At 71.1% G+C, this 18,933-nt stretch carries 17 protein-coding genes; 8 read left to right on the forward strand and 9 right to left on the reverse strand.

Features of this window, described 5'->3' with window-relative positions; genetic code table 11:
• Positions 1-58: 58 nt before the first annotated feature.
• Positions 59-700: an IclR family transcriptional regulator gene (locus tag OO63_RS06355; RefSeq protein WP_030358366.1), complete on the forward strand. Its 642-nt coding sequence runs from the start codon at positions 59-61 to the stop codon at positions 698-700.
• 88 nt (positions 701-788) lie between these two features.
• Positions 789-1,598: a S16 family serine protease gene (locus OO63_RS06360; protein WP_030358365.1), complete on the forward strand. Its 810-nt coding sequence runs from the start codon at positions 789-791 to the stop codon at positions 1,596-1,598.
• Positions 1,599-1,764: 166 nt separating this feature from the next.
• On the opposite strand, the gene OO63_RS06365 is transcribed toward OO63_RS06360, so the two are convergent.
• The 6 genes from OO63_RS06365 to OO63_RS06390 all read right to left on the reverse strand — a co-directional run bounded on the left by OO63_RS06365 (position 1,765) and on the right by OO63_RS06390 (position 6,908).
• Positions 1,765-2,388: an ArsR/SmtB family transcription factor gene (locus OO63_RS06365; RefSeq protein ID WP_033263871.1), complete on the reverse strand. Its 624-nt coding sequence runs from the start codon at positions 2,386-2,388 to the stop codon at positions 1,765-1,767.
• A gap of 136 nt (positions 2,389-2,524) precedes the next feature.
• Entirely contained in the window at positions 2,525-3,532 is a 1,008-nt protein-coding gene (locus tag OO63_RS06370; RefSeq protein WP_051810599.1) for a glycine betaine ABC transporter substrate-binding protein, read from the reverse strand.
• Positions 3,529-4,332: an ABC transporter permease gene (locus tag OO63_RS06375; RefSeq protein WP_234311162.1), complete on the reverse strand. Its 804-nt coding sequence runs from the start codon at positions 4,330-4,332 to the stop codon at positions 3,529-3,531. Before OO63_RS06375 ends, OO63_RS06370 begins: the two co-directional genes overlap by 4 nt.
• A 92-nt stretch (positions 4,333-4,424) precedes the next feature.
• Positions 4,425-5,711: a betaine/proline/choline family ABC transporter ATP-binding protein gene (locus OO63_RS06380; protein ID WP_051810600.1), complete on the reverse strand. Its 1,287-nt coding sequence runs from the start codon at positions 5,709-5,711 to the stop codon at positions 4,425-4,427.
• Entirely contained in the window at positions 5,704-6,351 is a 648-nt protein-coding gene (locus OO63_RS06385; protein ID WP_030358360.1) for an ABC transporter permease, read from the reverse strand. The genes OO63_RS06380 and OO63_RS06385 overlap by 8 nt, the downstream gene beginning before the upstream one ends.
• A gap of 77 nt (positions 6,352-6,428) precedes the next feature.
• Positions 6,429-6,908: an Lrp/AsnC family transcriptional regulator gene (locus OO63_RS06390; protein ID WP_030358359.1), complete on the reverse strand. Its 480-nt coding sequence runs from the start codon at positions 6,906-6,908 to the stop codon at positions 6,429-6,431.
• Positions 6,909-7,029: 121 nt separating this feature from the next.
• Here OO63_RS06390 and hppD point away from each other — a divergent pair, with 121 nt between their 5' ends.
• Complete coding sequence (gene hppD / locus OO63_RS06395; RefSeq protein WP_030358358.1) at positions 7,030-8,175, forward strand: 4-hydroxyphenylpyruvate dioxygenase; 1,146 nt, start codon at positions 7,030-7,032, stop codon at positions 8,173-8,175.
• A 243-nt stretch (positions 8,176-8,418) separates the two neighbouring features.
• Here hppD and OO63_RS06400 read toward each other — a convergent pair whose 3' ends face one another.
• Entirely contained in the window at positions 8,419-10,035 is a 1,617-nt protein-coding gene (locus OO63_RS06400) for a tetratricopeptide repeat protein (RefSeq protein WP_234311150.1), read from the reverse strand.
• Between the two features lie 97 nt (positions 10,036-10,132).
• Here OO63_RS06400 and OO63_RS06405 point away from each other — a divergent pair, with 97 nt between their 5' ends.
• Positions 10,133-11,542 (forward strand): FAD-binding oxidoreductase, encoded by a 1,410-nt coding sequence (locus tag OO63_RS06405; RefSeq protein ID WP_030358356.1) that lies wholly within the window; start codon positions 10,133-10,135, stop codon positions 11,540-11,542.
• Between the two features lie 19 nt (positions 11,543-11,561).
• Here the strand turns inward: OO63_RS06405 and OO63_RS06410 are convergent, their stop codons facing one another.
• Entirely contained in the window at positions 11,562-12,041 is a 480-nt protein-coding gene (locus tag OO63_RS06410) for an SsgA family sporulation/cell division regulator (protein ID WP_030358355.1), read from the reverse strand.
• 291 nt (positions 12,042-12,332) lie between these two features.
• On the opposite strand from OO63_RS06410, the gene OO63_RS06415 reads away from it, so the two are divergent.
• Together OO63_RS06415 and OO63_RS06420 are read left to right on the forward strand one after the other, a co-directional pair.
• Positions 12,333-14,174 (forward strand): RDD family protein, encoded by a 1,842-nt coding sequence (locus OO63_RS06415; RefSeq protein WP_030358354.1) that lies wholly within the window; start codon positions 12,333-12,335, stop codon positions 14,172-14,174.
• A 141-nt stretch (positions 14,175-14,315) separates the two neighbouring features.
• Entirely contained in the window at positions 14,316-15,032 is a 717-nt protein-coding gene (locus OO63_RS06420; protein ID WP_030358353.1) for an RDD family protein, read from the forward strand.
• Positions 15,033-15,127: 95 nt separating this feature from the next.
• Here the strand turns inward: OO63_RS06420 and OO63_RS06425 are convergent, their stop codons facing one another.
• Positions 15,128-15,472 carry a hypothetical protein gene (locus OO63_RS06425; protein WP_030358352.1) on the reverse strand — a complete coding sequence of 115 codons (345 nt, stop codon included), beginning with the start codon at positions 15,470-15,472 and terminating at the stop codon, positions 15,128-15,130.
• 490 nt (positions 15,473-15,962) lie between these two features.
• Between OO63_RS06425 and OO63_RS06430 the strand changes: the two genes are divergently transcribed.
• A complete protein-coding gene (locus OO63_RS06430) occupies positions 15,963-18,401 on the forward strand; it encodes an immune inhibitor A domain-containing protein (RefSeq protein ID WP_030358351.1) in 2,439 nt (812 codons plus the stop codon).
• A gap of 133 nt (positions 18,402-18,534) precedes the next feature.
• Positions 18,535-18,849 carry a hypothetical protein gene (locus OO63_RS06435; protein WP_030358350.1) on the forward strand — a complete coding sequence of 105 codons (315 nt, stop codon included), beginning with the start codon at positions 18,535-18,537 and terminating at the stop codon, positions 18,847-18,849.
• Positions 18,850-18,933 lie beyond the last annotated feature (84 nt).

The raw sequence follows: 18,933 nt of genomic DNA on the forward strand, positions 1-18,933 counted from the left end.
GTCCGGTGCCCGCCGCCAGAGGGGGCCGTCGACCCTCACCACTAAAGGAGTGGGCGTCGTGACAGCGGAGACATCTCAGACGCTCGACCGAGGACTGCGCGTCCTCAAGCTGCTCGCCGACACCGACCACGGCCTGACCGTCACCGAGCTGTCCAACAAGCTCGGCGTGAACCGCACCGTGGTGTACCGCCTGCTCGCCACGCTCGAACAACACGCCCTCGTACGCCGCGACTTGGGCGGCCGCGCCCGCGTCGGGCTCGGGGTGCTGCGGCTCGGCCGGCAGGTCCACCCGCTCGTCCGCGAGGCCGCCCTGCCCGCCCTGCGCGCCCTGGCCGAGGACATCGGCGCCACCGCGCACCTCACCCTCGTCGACGGCACCGAGGCGCTCGCCGTCGCGGTCGTCGAGCCGACCTGGACCGACTACCACGTGGCGTACCGCACCGGCTTCCGGCACCCCCTTGACCGGGGCGCCGCGGGCAAGGCGATCCTCGCGGCCCGCCAGGCCCAGGTCACGGACCCCGGCTACGCCCTCACCCACGGCGAGCTGGAGGCCGGGGCGAGCGGCGCCGCGGCCCCCTTGGTCGGGGTGACCGGGATAGAGGGGAGCGTCGGGGTCGTGATGCTGGCGGACTCGGTGCCCGAGCGGGTGGGCCCGCGCGTGGTGGACGCCGCCCGCGAGGTCGCAGACGCCCTGCGCTGAGGCGATTGAAGCCCGTCCGGCGTTTGAGGACGAGTAAGGCCGCAGCCCGCGATCAACGGTGACGGTGCGTGCGGGTTAGATTGAGTGGGTGTTCTCTCGCCTCGCTCGCCTGAGCCGTCCCAAGGCCATCGCCGTCTCGGCGGTACCCCTCGCCACGCTCGTGGCCGTCGTCGCGCTGGCGCCACTCCCCTTCGCGGTCGCCCAGCCCGGCGGCACCGCCGACGTGCTCGGGAAGTACGAGGGCAAGCCCGTCCTCACGATCAGCGGAGCGCCCACCCGGGAGACCAAGGGCGAGCTGCGGATGACGACCATCGTGGCGACCGGGCCGCAGATGGACGTGCGGCTCGGTGACGTCATCGACGGCTGGTTCCGTACGGACCGGGCCGTGATGCCGAAGGACTCCGTCTACCCCGACGGCGACGACGTCAAGGAAGTCGAGAAGCACAACCTCGGCGACATGCGCGAGTCCCAGGACAGCGCCACCAAGGCGGCGCTCGGCTATCTGCGGGCGAACGGCGTGGACGGCACCGACAAGGTCGAGGTCAAGGCCGACCTCGGCAAGATCGGCGGGCCGAGCGCGGGCCTGTTCCTGGCGCTCGGCATCGTCGACAAGCTGGACGGCGACGGCAGCGGGGGCGACCTGACCGGCGGCCGCACCATCGCGGGCACCGGCACGATCTCCGCGAAGGGCAAGATCGGCCCGGTCGGCGGCGTCGCCATGAAGACCCAGGCCGCGGCCCGCGACGGCGCCACGGTCTTCCTCGTGCCCGAGGCGGAGTGCTCGGACGCCGAGGCCGAGAAGCCGAAGGACCTTCAGCTCGTACCGGTCACTACGCTGGCGAGTACGGTCGACTCGCTGCGAGCCCTGGAGAAGGGCGGGAAGGTCCCGAGCTGCTGACCAGGCGCAGGCCCAACTCGACCAGGGTCCAGCCCAGTTGGGCCCGCAGCCACGGGGTGTGCGGCGCCTCATCGGCGACGTCGGGGGCGGCGTCGGAGAGCCGCAGCTCCGCCGCGCGGGCATGGTGCAGCATCAGATGTACGTCGGGGTGCATCGCGGATGCCTCTCAGTCCGTGGGCCTGGTCGGGATCAGGTGGGTGTGCAGGCGGACCTTGGCGGTGTTCGGCGCGCCGTCCTCCGGCGCCAACGGGCGGTAGCTCTCCATCAGTTCGTGCATCTTCGCCTTGAGCTCGGCCGCCAGCGCGGGCGTCAGGTTCAGGGTGAAGTCGCTGATGTCCGAGGCCTCGACCCACTCCGGTGACCAGTCCTGCGAGGTGGCGATCCAGGTCGCGACCTCCGCGGCGTGGTTCCCCGCGTGCTCGTGCATGAACGTGGAGTAGGCGCCGCGCACTTCGGGGTCGGCGTTCAACGCGAGGTCGTTGTCGACGTATGTGCCCTGGGCGACGGCGCGCCACCACCGCTCCCGGCCCTTGCCGCGCTCCGGGTCGTCCTCGGCGAAGCCGTACTCCGCGAGCTGGCGCAGGTGGTAGCTCGTCGCGCCGCTCGACTCGTCCAGGCGCTCGGCCAGTTGGGAGGCCGTCGCGGGGCCGTCCAGGCGCAGCGAGCCGAGGATCCGCATGCGCAGGGGGTGGGCGATGCCGCGCAGGGAGCGCGGGTCGAGATGGCGGACCTTGCGGGCCGGGGCCGCCTGCTCGGGCGGCTGTGACTTCTCGGTCGGCTTCTCCGTCATGCTCCGCAGCCTACGCGTGCAAAGACTCCGTTGCAACGCTTTCTTTGCAACGGAGTCTTTGCAGTGGAGTCTTTGTAAGTGGTCGGGGGCCGTGCGGGCCATGGCTCCGGGCGTCGCCGCCCCGCGCCGTCGGCGGCTACTCCTTGACGAACCCCTCCTCCACCATCCAGTCCTTCGCCACCTCGTGCGGGTCCTGCCCGTCCACGTCCACCTTCGCGTTCAGCTCCTGCGCGACCGTGTTGTCGAGCTTCTTCGTCACGGGGGCCAGCACGTCGGCGATGCCCGGGTACTTCTTCAGGGTCTTGCTGTTGATCTCGGGGGCGGCGTTGTAGTTGGGGAAGAAGCGCTTGTCGTCGGCCATCGGCGTCAGGTTCATCGCCTTGATGCGGCCGTCGGTGGTGAACACCTCGCCGTAGGTGCAACTGCCCTTCTCCGCCTGCGTGTAGATGATCCCGGTGTCCATCTGCGTGATGTTCCCGGCCGGCAGGCTCATGCCGTACTTCTTCTGCATGCCGGGCAGGCCGTCGGCGCGGTTGGCGAACTCGCCCTCCACGCACAGCGTGACCGCCTTCGGGTCGGACTTGGACAGGGCGGCGACGTCGGAGAGGGTCTTCGTGCCGTACTTCTTCAGGTTGGACTCGTTCAGGGCCAGGGCGTAGGTGTTGTTCAGGGCCGCGGGCGGCAGCCACGTCACGCCGTTCTTCGCGTCCGCCTTGCGCACGGCGTCCCACTGCTGCTGCGGGTCCGGGATGGGGTCGGAGTTGCCCAGATAGGTGATCCACGCGGTGCCCGTGTACTCGTACATGGCGTCCGCGTCCCCGCCCTTGACCGCCTCGCGCGCCCCGATGGAACCCTGGATGCCGGTCCGGTCCAGGACGTCCGCCCCGGCCGCCTGGAAGGCGATGCCCATGATGGCGCCGAGGATCAGCTGCTCCGTGAACTCCTTGGAGGTGACCGTGAGGTTCGCGCCCTCCAGCGGCTTGCCCTTGCCGACGATCCCCGGCTTCACGTCGTCCACCATCGGCGAACCGCTGGTGAGACCGCACCCGGCGGCCACGAGCAGCACCCCGCCCACGGCCACGAGCGCCTTCGTGCGCGCACTGGTCCTGCGCCGCTGCGTCCGCCGTCGCGTCGTACGCCTCATGACCGCACCTCCAGGCCGCGCGGGCTGAGCACCAGCTCGGCCAGAGAGGCCAGCCAGTCCACCAGCAGGGCGAGGACCACCGTCAGGATCGAGCCGAGCATCAGGACCGGCATGCGCTGATTGGTGATGCCCGTCGTGATCAGGACGCCGAGCCCGCCCCCGCCGCCGAAGGTCGCGAGCGTCGCCGTGCCCACGTTCAGGACCAGGGCCGTGCGCACCCCCGCGAGGATCAGCGGTACCGCCAGCGGGAGTTCCACCCGCGCGAGCACGCCGAGCGGGGACATGCCGATGCCGCGCGCCGCCTCCAGGAGGGTGGGGTCGTTGGCGCGCAGGCCCGCGATCGTGTTGGAGAGGACCGGCAGGACGGCGTAGATGATGATGCCCGTCAGGGCCGCCTTCTCGCCGATGCCCATCCAGATGACAAGCAGCGCGAGCAGGCCGATCGCCGGGGTCGCCTGGCCCATGTTGGCCAGCGCCATCGCCACCGGGGCGCCCTTGCGGAAGGCGCGCCGGGTCAGCAGGATCCCCAGCGGGATCGCGATGATCAGCACGAAGAACGTGGAGATCGCCGTCAGCTCTACGTGCTGGCGCAGCGCCTTGCCGACCTGCCCGTTGGACAGCGCGTTCTCGGAGATCGAGTCCAGGTCCGCCTGCTCGAACCAGAGCCAGGTGGCGAGCAGCACGGCCGCCAGGAGCGCGGGCAGGACCGTCAGTTTCTGCCAGGTGATCCGGCGCGGCGGCTTCGCGGCGGCGGGCGTGGGCGCCTCCTGCTCGGCCTCGCCCTCGTCGCGGAACGCCAGGCCCTTGACCTCGTGCTCGCCCCGCGGGCGCGCGGGTGCCTTGGCCGCCGCCTTGCGTTCGGGGATCCGGGGCTCGCCCCCGGGCGGCGCGCTCACGCCTTCGCCTCCCCGGCGGTGCCCTCCTGCGCCGCGTGCGTCAACTCGGCGCGCTGCTCCTCCAGTTCGTGCTGGTGCTCCATCGCTTCGAGGCGGTCGGCCTCCAGCATCTCGTGCACGGAGTTCATCAGGGTCTCCATGTCGACGACGCCCGTGTACTCGCCGCGCCGCCCGGTCACGGCGACCCGGCCCGCGTTGTCGGTGAGGACGGCTTCCAGGGCGTCGCGCAGCGTCGCGTCCCGGGTCACCGTGTCGTGCACGAGGGTGCCCGCGCGGGCCAGGGAGCCCTTGGCGCGCATCAGGTCGCCGCGGCGCAGCCACTTGTAGGGGCGGCCGCGCTTGTCGAGCAGGAGCAGTTCGTTGGTGCCGCTCGCACGCAGCTTGTCGAAGATCGTCTGGAGCGGGTCGTCGACGGTCACCGTCGGTACGTCCGCCATCTCCACATCGCGTACGCGGGTGAGGTTCAGCCGCTTCAGGGCCGCGCCCGCGCCCACGAAGCCCGACACGAAGTCGTCGGCCGGGTTGGTGAGGATCGCCTCGGGGGTGTCGAACTGTGCGATGTGCGAGCGCTCGCGCAGGACGGCGATGCGGTCGCCCAGCTTGATGGCCTCGTCGAAGTCGTGCGTGACGAAGACGATCGTCTTGTGCAGCTCGTGCTGGAGGCGGATCAGCTCGTCCTGGAGGTGGTCGCGGGTGATGGGGTCGACCGCGCCGAACGGCTCGTCCATCAGGAGCACGGGCGGGTCGGCCGCCAACGCCCGTGCCACGCCGACGCGTTGCTGCTGGCCGCCGGAGAGCTGGCGCGGATAGCGGCCGTGGAACTCCGCCGGGTCCAGGCCCACCAGGTCCAGCATCTCCTCGACCCGCGCCTTGATCCTCGACTTCCCCCAGCCGACCATCTTCGGTACGAGGGCGATGTTCTGAGCGACCGTCATGTGCGGGAAGAGCCCGGAGGACTGGATGGCGTAGCCGACCTTGCGGCGCAGCTTCACCGGGTCGATGTCGGTGACGTCCTCGCCATTGATGCGGATGCGGCCGCTGGTCGGCTCGATCAGGCGGTTGATCATCTTCAGCGTGGTGGACTTCCCGCAGCCCGAAGGGCCCACGAAGATGACGATCTCACCCGCCTTGATCTCCATGTTCACGCTGTCCACGGCCGGTTCGCCGCTGCCCGGATAGCGCTTGGTGAGATTCTCGAGCTCGATCGTCGCGCCGGTGGTCGCCGCGGGCGCCGCTTCCTCGGGCGGGGCGGTGGCGGTGGTCGTCTCGGACGTCTCAGACACGGATACCCCTCGGAATCGTCAGCCGGCCGATCAGGACGTACACGGCGTCGAAGAGCAGCGCGAGGACGATGATCCCCAGCGTGCCCGCGAGCACTTGGTTGAGCGCGTTCTTGCTGCCCAGCGAGGCGATGCCGCGGAAGATCTCGTTGCCGAGGCCGGGTCCCGACGCGTACGCGGCGATCGCGGCGATGCCCATCAGCATCTGCGTGGAGACCCGGATGCCGGTCAGGATCGGCGGCCACGCCAGCGGCAGCTCGATCCGCACCAGCCGGTGCAGCCGCGACATCCCGATGCCCTTCGCCGCGTCCACCAGCGTCGGGTCGACCCCGCGCAGGCCCACGATGGAGTTGCGCACGATCGGAAGCAGGCCGTACAGGATCAGGGCCGTCACCGTCGGCGCCACCCCCAGGCCCACGATCGGGATGAGCAGACCGATCATGGCGAGCGAGGGGATGGTGAGGATCGTGGACGTCAGAGTGGTGGCGAGATTCCCCGCCCACTCGCTGCGGTACGTCAGGACGCCGATCAGTACGCCGATGGCCGTGGCCACGACCATGCACTGGAAGACGGCGCTGGCGTGCTGGTACGCGTCCATCAGCAACTGCTGGTGTCGGTTGCCGAGGTAGTCCCAGAAGTTCATCTGTGCCGTTCACCTCGCCGAGAGCGCTCGGACGGCGCCGGGAGGCTCCCGGCGCCCGCGTGCCGTACCCGTCGTCTCTACCCAGGTCCGGTGTCGTCGGACGCCTGTTCCACCAGGGGGATGATCCGCAGCGGGACCGGGTTCTCCATGACGATCGCCGTGGAGGCCCGGACGATGCCATCAAAACCCACCACCCGGTCGATCACACGTTGGAGATCGGCGTTCGAGCGGGCCACCAGACGGCAGAGCATGTCGCCGTGACCGGTGATGGTGTGCAGTTCCAGGACCTCGGCCACGGTCGCCAAATGGGCCCGTACGTCCGCGCCCTGGCCCTGTTTGATCTCCAGCGTCGCGAACGCCGTCACCGGGTAGCCGAGCGCCGCCGGATCGACGTCCGGGCCGAATCCCCGGATGACTCCGTTCGACTGAAGCCGGTCCATCCGCGCCTGCACCGTGCCCCGCGCGACGCCCAGGCGCCGGGACGCCTCCAGGACCCCGATGCGCGGCTCCCGCGCGAGCAGCACGATGAGCCTGCCGTCCAAATGATCGATCGCCATGCCGCCTCCCTGATGAGCATCCTGTACAGAACGCCCGCTGGTTCGCGTGGAATGCTGGGCAGATTGCCCAGTGAATACGCGAACTATTGCGCATCTTGTGGTTCGGCGGGAGTCTCGGCCTATGACTCAGACCACACACACCACCCCCGAAACCGCGCGCGAGGCCGACCCCTTCCCGGTGAAGGGAATGGACGCGGTCGTCTTCGCCGTGGGCAACGCCAAGCAGGCCGCGCACTACTACTCCACGGCGTTCGGCATGAAGCTCGTGGCCTACTCCGGACCGGAGAACGGCAGCCGCGAGACCGCGAGCTACGTGCTGGAGAGCGGTGCCGCACGCTTCGTCCTCACCTCCGTCATCAAGGCCTCCACCGACTGGGGCCGCTTCCTCGAGGGCCACGTCGCGGAGCACGGTGACGGTGTCGTCGACCTCGCCATCGAGGTCCCGGACGCGCGCGCCGCGTACGCCTACGCCGTCGAGCACGGCGCCACCGGCCTCGAAGAGCCCTACGAGACGAAGGACGAGCACGGCACCGTCGTGCGCGCCGCCATCGCCACGTACGGCCAGACCCGCCACACCCTCGTCGAGCGCAGCGGCTACGACGGCCCCTACCTGCCCGGCTTCGTCCCCGCGCAGCCGATCGTGGAGCCCCCCGCCAAGCGGACCTTCCAGGCCATCGACCACTGCGTCGGCAACGTCGAACTCGGCAAGATGAACGAGTGGTGCGCCTTCTACAACAAGGTCATGGGCTTCACGAACATGAAGGAGTTCGTGGGCGACGACATCGCCACCGAGTACAGCGCCCTGATGTCGAAGGTCGTCGCGGACGGCACCAAGAAGGTCAAGTTCCCGATCAACGAGCCCGCGATCGCGAAGAAGAAGTCGCAGATCGACGAGTACCTCGAGTTCTACGGCGGCCCCGGCGTCCAGCACATGGCGCTCGCCACCAACGACATCGTGGCCACCGTGAAGGCCATGCGGGCCGCGGGTGTCGAGTTCCTCGACGTGCCGGGCAGCTACTACGACACCCTCGGCGAGTGGGCCGGTGAGACCCGGGTGCCCGTGGAGATCCTGCGCGAGCAGAAGATCCTCGTCGACCGGGACGAGGACGGGTACCTGCTGCAGATCTTCACCAAGCCGGTCCAGGACCGGCCCACCGTCTTCTTCGAGATGATCGAGCGGCACGGGTCGATGGGGTTCGGCAAGGGGAACTTCAAGGCGCTGTTCGAGGCGATCGAGCGGGAGCAGGAGAAGCGGGGCAACCTCTAGGACGGGGTTCGCTTCTGTCTGCGGCGGGGTGGGGGTGCCTCCTGTCCCGCCGCTACCGCGGCGGATATCTCCCACCCGCCCGGCCCGTTTCCAGCCGGCCTCAGGTTTCTGGCCGCCTGTGCCACGGCAGGTGCTTCGGCGTCTGCGGCCCGGCGGTTGCCCCAACCCTGTGGGCAGCTGGGCCGCCCAGAGGGCGGAACGGGTGGGCACAGCCCCGGTCGGCGGTGCCCTTGACGTGAGGGTTCAGTCGGACTGCCTCGCAGGCCTGGCCGGGCGGGGCAGCTTGGGGACGGGCGCCCCACGCGGCGCGTACACCTGGGCCGGGCCTCCCTCCGGGGGATCCCCCAGGGACTTCAGGGCCGCGTGGGCCGCCGGGACCGCCAGGGGCGAGAAGTGGGGGTTGATGCGGAGGGCCTCCGCGAGGTGGCGGCGGGCCGCGCCATAGCGGCCGAGCTCCCGCTCGATCGCCCCGCGGTGGTAGGCGAACAACGCGCTCCGCGGCCCCTTCTTCACGGCGGACTCGACGTGTTTCAGGCCCGCCTTGGACTTGCCGGAGAGATGCAACGCCCACCCCAACGCGTCCGCGTTCTCCGGCGAAGCGTGCCGCTTGAACTCCGCGGTCAGCCGCCGCACCGCCGCCCCCACATCCCCGTGCTCCGCCTCGAACACCCCGAGCACCCGCTCGTCGTTCACCCCGCCGAGCCCCCCTTGCCGCACCCGCGCCCGCAGCAGGTCGTACTGCGCGGAAGCGGCGGGCCGCAGCTTCAGGGACTCGTACAACTCGCCGAGTTCCAGGGCGTATTCGGGGGCGGGCCGCCGGGCGAGCGCGGCCCGGTACGCGTGCAGGGCGTCCGACGTCCGGCCGACCGCCGCCAGCGCGCGCCCCTTCGCCGCGAGCGAGGGGTGATGGTCGGGGTCGGCCGCGAGCGCCGCGTCGTAATGGCGCAGCGCGTCGCCGGGCTCACCCCGCTCCCAGGCGAGCTCCCCGACCCGGTACAGGCAGGCCGCCCGCTCGGCGGGCGTGCGGGCGAGCGCCGCCGCGTCCGAGAGCGCCGCGGCCGCGTCCTCACGCCAGCCCCGGTCCCGGTAGACCGCCCCGGACCGGACCCGGGCGGCGGCCGTGGCCGGGCTCAGCTTGCGCACCTTCGCCAGGGCCCGCTCGACGCCCTTGTCGTCGCCGAGCCCCCGGTAGGCGTCGAGGAGCGCCGCGTGCGCCGCCCACCTTCGGGGCGCGACCTTGACCGCCTGTTCGCCCCACTTCTTCGCGCCCCGGTAGTCGTGCCGGGCGTTGCCGAGCGCCGCGAGGCCGGTGAGCGCGGCCACGTTCCGCTCGGGCCGGGTGCGCAGGGAGGTGCGCAGGGCCCGCTCGGCCTTCGGGTAGTACGCGGAGTCGGCGGTCCTGAGGCCCCGTTCGACGTACGCGGAACCGAGCACCGCCCACGACTCGTCGTCGCCGGGATGCGCCCGCACCTGCGCCTCCCGCTCACCGATGAGCACCGCGAGGTCGGGCATCGCGGCCGGCGCCCCGGCTCCCACGGCCGCCGCCGCCCGCCCGGCGGGCCCCAGCGCGGGCGGCGCGGAGTCCCCGCCCCGGTCGGGCAGGAGGACGAGGACCCCGCCGAGCACGGCACAGCCCGCGACGGCGGCGACGAGGGCGCGGCGCCGGGCGGGGGAGCGGCGTCGGCCTGCGCCGCCGCCGTCGAGCGGGCCGCGCGCGCCTGCCGACGTCATCAGCGACGTGCGCGCGTGCCGCGGGATCCGGACGCCGTCCGAGCTCTGCACCGACGGCGCCGTCGCGGCGGCGGGTGCGGCCCGGGGCGGGTCCTGGGGTGAGGTCTGCGGGGTCTCCTCGGCATCCATGGCGCTCACTGTGCGTCAATACGAAGAGCACATCCCGGCACGCGAACGGCGTCGCACACGGGTTCACACCGATGGCCCCGAGTGCGAGGCTGTGATCATGAGCAGTGGCACGCACAGCACGCCGGGCACCCCCGCCGCACCCGCCGACCTCCTGGACCGACTCCGCGCGGGCCTCCCCGCCGACGCGCTCCTCACCGACCCGGACGTCACGGCCTCGTACGCCAACGACATGGCGAGCTTCTGCGAGGCGGGAACGCCCGCCGTCGTGGTTCTGCCACGCACCGTCGAAGAGGTCCAGCACGTGATGCGGACCGCCACCGAGCTGAAGGTCCCCGTCGTCCCGCAGGGCGCCCGCACCGGCCTGTCCGGCGCGGCGAACGCGAGCGAGGGCTGCGTCGTCCTCTCGCTCGTCAAGATGGACCGGATCATCGAGATCAGCCCCGTCGACCGGATCGCCGTCGTCGAGCCCGGCGTCATCAACGCCACGCTCTCCCGCGCGGTGGCCGAGCACGGCCTCTTCTACCCGCCGGATCCCTCCAGTTGGGAGATGTGCACCATCGGCGGCAACATCGGCACGGCCTCCGGCGGACTGTGCTGCGTGAAGTACGGCGTGACGGCGGAGTACGTCCTCGGCCTCGACGTCGTCCTCGCCGACGGGCGCCTGCTCAGCACCGGACGGCGTACCGCCAAGGGCGTCGCCGGATACGACCTGACGCGCCTGTTCGTCGGCTCCGAGGGCAGCCTCGGCATCGTCGTCCGCGCCGTCCTCGCCCTCAAGCCGCAGCCGCCCCGGCAGCTCGTCCTCGCCGCCGAGTTCGGCTCCGCCGCCGACGCCTGCGCGGCCGTCTGCAAGATCATGGAGGGCGGCCATGTGCCGTCGCTCCTGGAGCTGATGGACCGCACGACGATCCGCGCCGTCAACGCCCTCGGCAACATGGGCCTGCCGGAGACCACCGAGGCCCTGCTCCTCGCCGCCTTCGACACCCCGGACCCCGCCGCCGACCTCGCCGCCGTCGGCGCCCTGTGCGAGGCGGCGGGAGCGACCCAGGTCGTCCCGGCCGAGGACGCTGCCGAGTCCGAACTCCTCCTCCAGGCACGCCGTCTCTCCCTCACCGCACTCGAAGCGGTGAAGGGCACGACGATGATCGACGACGTGTGCGTACCGCGCTCCCGGCTCGGCGACATGCTCGACGGCGTCGAGCGGATCGCCGACAAGTACGGACTGACCATCGGGGTCTGCGCGCACGCGGGCGACGGCAACACCCACCCCACCGTCTGCTTCGACGCGGCAGACCCCGATGAGTCACGGCGCGCCCGCGAGTCCTTCGACGAGATCATGGCCCTCGGCCTCGAACTCGGCGGCACCATCACCGGTGAACACGGCGTCGGCGTCCTGAAGAAGGAGTGGCTGGCGCGTGAGCTGGGACCGGTGGGCGTGGAGATGCAGCGCGCCGTCAAGACGGCGTTCGACCCGCACCACCTCCTCAACCCGGGCAAGCTCTTCTGACCCCCCGTGTGGTTAGCGCTCACTCACCGTCCTTCGACTCGTCGCTCGGCCACGGGTCGCGCAGCCACAGCTCGTCCGCGCGGCCAGGGGTGGGGGCGAGCAGCTCGGCCAGGCCGTCGTCGATGCCGAGCCGCTCGGCCTCAGAGCCCGGAGGGACCACCCGCAGGGTGCGCTCCAGCCAGGCGGACACGGCGGGCGCCGGTGCCTCAAGGAGCGCGTCGCCGTCGGGCGAGCTGAGCGCCATCAGGACCACGGAGCGCCCCTCGACCTTCGTCGGCCACACCCGCACGTCGCCGTGGCCGCACGGCCTGAACACCCCCTCCACCAGGAGCTCCCGGGCGAACGTCCAGTTCACCGGGTTCTCGGAGCCGATGTGAAAGGCGATGTGGACGGCGTACGGATCGTCGGTGCGGTAGGTGAGCCGGGCCGGGACGGGGATCGCCCGTTCCGGCGAGAGGACGAGTTTGAGCTCCAGCTCGCGTTCCACCACGGTGTGCATAGCTCGTGCGCTTCCTTTCTCTCGCGGCGTGCGCGGCCCTGCGGTGAGGGTCCGCGCACCGGACCCGTTTCGGGCCCGCAGAGAGTGAGAGCGTGCGGGCGGCCAGGCATTACGCGACTTCGGGAAGATTTTTTTTCGCCGGGTACGACACGGGGCGTGCGGGCGTGTTCGGACGGCGGGGAGGAACCGTGCACGGAAGGGGGCGGTGCGGCGGGAGCCGCCCGACGCGGTGCGCGGGTCTGATAGATGTGGAGCCTCACAAGACCCCCGAGCAGATACGGGACGACGGACATGAGCGCCCCAACTCCGGCCCCCGGCGACGACAGGCCCCGCGAAGGCTACTACCCCGATCCGTCCATTCCGGGATATGTCCGGTACTGGAACGGGGCGGCCTGGGTGCCCGGTACGAGCCGTCCCGCACCGTCCGACGGCGAACCCCTGCCCGCGCCGCCCCGCTCGGCCACCGCGCCCCCCGCTCCGGCGCCCGCGGCCACGCCCGCGGAGGAGACCGGGCCGGTGTTCTTCGACGAGGAGCCGGGAGGGGTGACGCAGACCGGCCCTGACACGGACACGAACATCGGCCTCGGCTCCGGCCTCGGTCTGAGCGCGGGGTCTGACGTCGACGGTGGTGCTGGTGCTGGTGCTGGTGCTGGTGCTGGTGCGCGTGCTGGTGCTGGTGCTGGATCCGGTCATGGCTCCGGCTCCGGCTCCGGGGCGGGTTCGGGTGCCGGTGGCGGGGACGGGCAGCACGGGGTCAAGCCCGAGCCCGCTTCGGCCTGGCAGGCGGACGCGGCCCGGCAGACGGGGCTCGGCGGCGAGCAGGACCAGCGGGTTTCGTGGGGTGCGGCGGGTGCGGCGGGTGCTGCCGGGGCGTCCGGTACGCCCGGTGCGCACGGCCAGCCGGACCCGCGGGACCCGCGTGTGCGCAGCGAGGGGGCGGCGCCCGGCGCGGCGGCCCCGGCGGGGGCGGCCGGAGGGAGCGCGTCCGAGGGCAGCGCGCGGCGCGTGCCCGCGCAACAGCAGTCCGGGGCGCGGCAGGAGCCGGGGCAGCGGGAGCAGGCTCCGGCGGCCGTCGGCCGATCCGAGGACGCGGAAGCGGACGGTCCCGGCACGATGACCTTCCGGGCCGTCAAGCCCGCCGTGCCGAAGCCCGCCACCACCGAGGGAACGGTGACCTTCCGGCGGCCCACGGGCCCGGTGAAGCCGGCGGGGGCCGGGACGCCGGACGCCGACGGCGGGACCGAGGGGACCATGGCGATTCGGGCCCTGCGCCCCAAGTCGGGGCAGCCGGAGCCCGCTTCCGGCGCCGCGCAGGCCCCGGTGGTGCCGCAGCAGACCGCGGTCCCGCAGCAGATCTCAGTCCCGCAGCAGACCGCGGTCCCGCAGCAGCAGGAGCGGGCCCCGCAGGCCGGGGTCCCGCAGGCCGGAGCCCCGCAGCAGAGCGCGCCCCCGCAGGCCGGTGCCCAGGGCGGGGTCGCCTCGCCGGTGACGTCCGGACCCGGCGGCGGTTCGGCCTCCTGGGCCCAGCAGGTGCACCAGCTCGCGCAGTCGCCCGGGCAGGGGCAGCCGGGGCCGGGGGACGAGGGGCCCGTCCTGCCGTGGAAGCCGGTGGCCGCGGACCCGTTCGCAGCGGTGGTGCAGGCGCAGGCGGAGGCGCGGCCCGCCGGACTCGGCAGGCGGCTCGCCGCGCGGCTCATCGACACCGTGGTGCTCGCCGCCGTGACCGCGGGGGCGGCGCTGCCGCTCGGCACGCGGGCCGCGGACCACATCGACAGCAAGATCGACGCGGCGAAGCTGTCGGGCGAGAAGGTCACGGTGTGGCTGCTCGACGGGACGACGGCCGGGTACCTCGGCGTGGTGCTCGGCGTGCTGCTTCTCTTCGGGGTGCTCTACGAGGCGCTGCCCACGGCCAAGTGGGGCCGCACCCTCGGCAAGAAGGTGTGCGGCGTCGAGGTCAGGGACATCGAGGAGCACGGGGCGCCGTCGTTCGGGGCGGCGCTGCGGCGCTGGCTGGTGTACAGCGTGCCGGGCGTCCTCGTGGTCGGGGTCGTCGGGGTGCTGTGGTGCCTGTTCGACCGCCCCTGGCGCCAGTGCTGGCACGACAAGGCGGCCGGGACGTTCGTGGCGGGCTGACCCGGCCCCAGGGCCGTGGCGGTGTCACTGGCCCCCGGCCGGACGCGGTCCTAGGTTCGGTAGAGGCCCCCACAAGGGAGCCGTAACCCGGACAGCCGCCCGTCGCATGCGGCGCACTCCACTTCGAGGTGCACTCACCCCATGAGCACCGAACCGCCGCAATACCCCAACGCTCCGGACCCCGACGACAACGACCCCTTCAAGAAGCAGCCGCCCCCGCCGTCCGACGGCACCCCGCCCCCCGGCGGAGGCTCCCCCTACGACCCGCCCCCGCCGGGCGCGGGCGGCGGCGACCCGTACTCAGGCGGCGGCACCCCCTTCGGTGGCGGCGGCCCCGGCGGCACGCCACCGCCCCCTTACGGAGGCGACCCCTACGGCGGCGGCTTCGGCGGGCAGGACCCCCTCGCGGGCATGCCCCCGCTCGCCGACAGCGGCAAACGCGTCCTGGCCCGCATCATCGACATGATCCTCGTCGGCGCGGTGGCCGTCCTGCTGTCCCTTCTTTTCGGGACGAACGAGTACGACTTGGACCCGGACAAGGTGGACGCCGGCAGGTCGTTCGGCCAGTCGCTGCTCGCCGCCGTGCTGTACATGGCGTACGACAGCTATCTGATCTCGAAGACGGGCCAGACGCTCGGCAAGAAGTGGCTCGGCATGCGGGTGGCGAACCTCAACGACGGGGCCAACCCGACGCTGCAGACGGCGCTCGTGCGCTCGGCGGTGCTGTGGATCCCGTTCGCGTTCTGCTGCGCCTGCATCTGGACGGCGATCTGCGGCGGCTGGAGCTTCTTCGACAAGCCCTACAAGCAGGGGCTGCACGACAAGGCGGCCAAGACCGTGGTGGTCAGCGTGGGCTGAGCGGCACGAGGGCACAGCGAAGGCCCGGCGCTGCGGCGGCGCCGGGCGGTGGCCACGGCGGGTCCGTGGGTGTCACCTGCGCGGGCAGGTGACGCTCAGGGGCCCGCTGGTTCGCGTACGGGCAGCGGGGTGTGCTGCGGGGCGGTGGAGTCGGTGGCGAGCACGGTGCGCTGCACCGGGATCCGCTCCTCGAAGGACGAGGGCGCGGACACGGCGGCCGGGACCGGGACCGCGGTGGTGGTCAGGGCCTCGGCCGGCTCCGGGGCAGGCTTGGGCAGGGGCACCGTCCAGGCCACGAGCAGGCCGAGGCCGAGCGCGGCGAAGGTGATGACCGCGACTCCCGGCACCGAACTCGCCTGGGAGAGCAGCAGCATGGCGAGCGCGGAACAGATGACGGTCGCGGAACCGTAGGTGAGCTGTGCGACGGTCGGACGAGGCATGGGGCGAGGCATGGCGTGATCCGTCCTCGGGACAGCGGATGCGGGGGAGAGATCCAGACGATGTGGACGTATACGAATCAAAGGGTGCTCAAAGGTGGCGACTTGGAAGCTTCGCCGAGTACCCGTGCGCACCGTCGAAATGACTCTATTCGCCTGCATGCCCGACGGGAACGTGCGGTAAGCGTGACCTAACCCACGGTGCCGGTGCACAGGGGGCGCATGGATTCATGCGTCCCGCCAATTGGACGGCGAGGCGCGCCTGTTGAGGGGACGGGGAATGCCCCGCGTGCGCCGCCGCGATCCCGCTTGATCATGTTCGGATAACGGTCGGTCGGGTCTGCATAGAGCACTTGGCCTGTTCAAGTCAAGGTCTGTCTTTTCTTCCCTCTCTCCGGTCGAATGTCGTCACTTGTGACGCGCATATCGCGCGCGGACCTCCTCGACCGGGAATTTCGGTCCGTGATGCGGGCGCGGGGGAGGACAGCATCAAGTGACCATCAAGAGACGAACGTTCAGAGCGACCGCGGCAGCGGTGGCTCTCGCGGCGGCGACCGCGACGTTCTCCGCTTATTCAGTGGCGGCGGCCGACGACGGCGGGAGCGGCGACAAGGCGTCCGCGACCGGCAAGGCCGCGGCCATCGACCGCCGGGACCCGGCGGACGCCAAGGCCCACGTCGACCACGACCTCGAGGGCCCGTTCAGCAAGCAGCAGGCCCAGCAGCGCAAGGCGGCCCTGGAGCAGGTCGTCTCCGGCGACGCCAAGGTGCAGAAGCGCGGCGGGTCGAACGTGGTGAAGCTCGACGACAAGAAGTACGTCGAGCTGGGCCGGGAGAAGACCGACAAGATCTTCACGATTCTGGTGGAGTTCGGGGACAAGGTGGACGACACCACCATGTACGACCCCGACGGTCCCGAAGGGCCCGAGAAGCCGATCAAGAAGTACGGCGGCAAGCCCGGCCCCGCGCACAACAAGATAGCCAAGCCGGACCGTGCGAAGGACAACAGCACGGCCTGGCAGGCGGATTACAACAGGAAGCACTTCCAGGACCTCTACTTCGGTGAGGGCAAGGACGCCAAGGGCAAGCCCAAGCACTCGCTGAAGACCTACTACGAGAAGACGTCGTCCGGCCGCTACTCGGTCGACGGCGAGGTCTCGGACTGGGTCAAGGTCGACTACAACGAGGCCCGCTACGGCTCCAACTGGTGCGGCGACTCCAACTGCGCCAACGTCTGGGACGCCGTCCGCGACGGCACCACGGCCTGGGTCAAGGACCAGAAGGCCAAGGGCCGCACGGACGCGCAGATCAAGGCGGACCTCGCCAAGTACGACCTGTGGGACCGCTACGACTTCGACGGCGACGGCAACTTCAACGAGCCCGACGGGTACATCGACCACTTCCAGATCGTGCACGCGGGCGAGGACGAGTCCGCGGGCGGCGGCGCCGAGGGCCCCAACGCCCTGTGGGCGCACCGCTGGTACGCGTACGGCAACGACGCGGGCAAGACCGGACCCGCCGACAACAAGTCGGGCGGCACCCAGATCGGCGACTCCGGCATCTGGGTCGGCGACTACACGATGCAGCCCGAGAACGGCGGCCTCGGCGTCTTCGCCCACGAGTACGGCCACGACCTGGGCCTGCCCGACCTGTACGACACCACCGGCAAGGCCGAGAACTCCGTCGGCTTCTGGTCGCTGATGTCGGCCGGTTCCTGGCTCGGCACCGGCAAGGGCTCGATCGGCGACCTGCCCGGCGACATGACCGCCTGGGACAAGTTCCAGCTGGGCTGGCTCAACTACGACCGGGCGAAGGCCGCGACGACCTCCGAGCACAAGCTCGGCGTGTCCGAGTACAACACCCGGCACCGCCAGGCGCTCCTCGTCGACCTGCCCAAGAAGCCGGTCACCACGACCGTCGTGAAGCCCGCCGAGGGCACCAAGCAGTGGTGGAGCGGCCAGGACGACGACCTGCGCAACACGCTCACGCGCAGCGTCGACCTCACCGGCAAGTCCAAGGCCGAGCTCTCGCTGCAGGGTTGGTGGGACATCGAGTCCAACTACGACTACCTCTACACCGAGGTGTCCACCGACTCCGGCGCCAACTGGACGCCCGTCGACGGCACCGCCGACGGCAAGCCGATCACCCGTGACGCGGGCGACAAGCCGGCCCTGACCGGCTCCTCGAAGAAGTACCAGAAGCTGGTCTTCCCGCTGGACGCCTACGCCGGCAAGAAGATCGACGTCCGCTTCCGCTACGCCACCGACGGCGGCACCGCGCTCAAGGGCTTCACGGCCGACGAGATCACGCTGACCGCGGACGGCGCCAAGCTCTTCGAGGACGGCGCCGAGGGCGACGGCAACGGCTGGAAGACGAAGGGCTTCTCGCGCATCGGCGAGTCCTTCACCAAGGAGTACGAGCAGTACTACCTCGCGGAGAACCGCCAGTACGTGTCGTACGACAAGACCCTGAAGGTCGGCCCGTACAACTTCGGCTTCTCCAAGTCCCGTCCCGACTGGGTCGAGCACTACCCCTACCAGACCGGCCTGATGATCTGGCAGTGGGACACCTCCCAGAAGGACAACAACGTCAGCCAGCACCCCGGCAAGGGTCTGATCCTCCCGATCGACGCCCACGCCAAGCCGATGAAGTGGAAGGACGGCACGCTCCTGCGGAACAAGATCCAGCCGTTCGACGCGCCGTTCTCGAAGTACAGGACGGACGCGATCACCCTCCACAACGCTGACGTCGCCCTCAAGATCAAGTCGAAGAAGGGCGTCTCCGTCTTCGACGACCGCAAGGGCACCTACTGGTACGCGGAGAACCCCACGGGAAGTGTCAAGGTCACTGACACCAACACCCGGATAAAGATCCTCAAGCAGCCCAAGGACGGCTCGACGATCACGCTCCAGGTGGGCAAGTCCTCCAAGTAAATCTCGTTTACGCAGGTCAAGCGCCTGTTTCTGGCCGATCGGCCGTCGCCCTCTAGCGGGCGGCGGCCGATCGTGTTTGAGTGCGTCTGTGGTTCTCTTATTGACACGACGTCTCACGGGGGTGTGACAGACCATGGCCGCAGGAGGCTTCTGCAAGCTGCCCAACGGCAGTGTGGTGGTGGCGATGACCCTGCCGAGTCCCGGGCCGGGGGGTGGCAGCGTGCGCGTGCTCGTCCGTGCGGCGAACCGGGCGCGGGCCCTGACCCGGCTCCGCAATCTCGGCCTCCGCGCGGTCTATCTCCGCGGCAACGCGGAGCCTCCCACCCCGGACGAGGTCACCGCCGTGCTGCACCACCCCGACGGCCTCATATGGCGCGCGGCGCCGGACGGGGCGGCGGAGCTGTGGCATCCGATTCGGGCGCTGCTGAGACGGGGGGCGGCGGCGTAGCCCGGCTGGGAGCTCCCCAACCCCGCCCCTTCCCGAAACCGGGGGCTGCCGCCCCCGGACCCCCGCTGATCGGCGCTCCGCGCC

Source organism: Streptomyces alboflavus, assembly GCF_000716675.1.
Classification (GTDB): domain Bacteria; phylum Actinomycetota; class Actinomycetes; order Streptomycetales; family Streptomycetaceae; genus Streptomyces; species Streptomyces alboflavus.

Coding starts and splice junctions, on each gene's coding strand:
- OO63_RS06365 (WP_033263871.1), bottom strand. CDS start 2,388: ATGACGGAGAAGCCGACCGAGAAGTCACAGCCGCCCGAGCAGGCGGCC.
- OO63_RS06370 (WP_051810599.1), bottom strand. CDS start 3,532: ATGAGGCGTACGACGCGACGGCGGACGCAGCGGCGCAGGACCAGTGCG.
- OO63_RS06385 (WP_030358360.1), bottom strand. CDS start 6,351: ATGAACTTCTGGGACTACCTCGGCAACCGACACCAGCAGTTGCTGATG.
- OO63_RS06390 (WP_030358359.1), bottom strand. CDS start 6,908: ATGGCGATCGATCATTTGGACGGCAGGCTCATCGTGCTGCTCGCGCGG.
- hppD (WP_030358358.1), top strand. CDS start 7,030: ATGACTCAGACCACACACACCACCCCCGAAACCGCGCGCGAGGCCGAC.
- OO63_RS06400 (WP_234311150.1), bottom strand. CDS start 10,035: ATGGATGCCGAGGAGACCCCGCAGACCTCACCCCAGGACCCGCCCCGG.
- OO63_RS06405 (WP_030358356.1), top strand. CDS start 10,133: ATGAGCAGTGGCACGCACAGCACGCCGGGCACCCCCGCCGCACCCGCC.
- OO63_RS06410 (WP_030358355.1), bottom strand. CDS start 12,041: ATGCACACCGTGGTGGAACGCGAGCTGGAGCTCAAACTCGTCCTCTCG.
- OO63_RS06415 (WP_030358354.1), top strand. CDS start 12,333: ATGAGCGCCCCAACTCCGGCCCCCGGCGACGACAGGCCCCGCGAAGGC.
- OO63_RS06420 (WP_030358353.1), top strand. CDS start 14,316: ATGAGCACCGAACCGCCGCAATACCCCAACGCTCCGGACCCCGACGAC.
- OO63_RS06425 (WP_030358352.1), bottom strand. CDS start 15,472: ATGCCTCGTCCGACCGTCGCACAGCTCACCTACGGTTCCGCGACCGTC.
- OO63_RS06435 (WP_030358350.1), top strand. CDS start 18,535: ATGGCCGCAGGAGGCTTCTGCAAGCTGCCCAACGGCAGTGTGGTGGTG.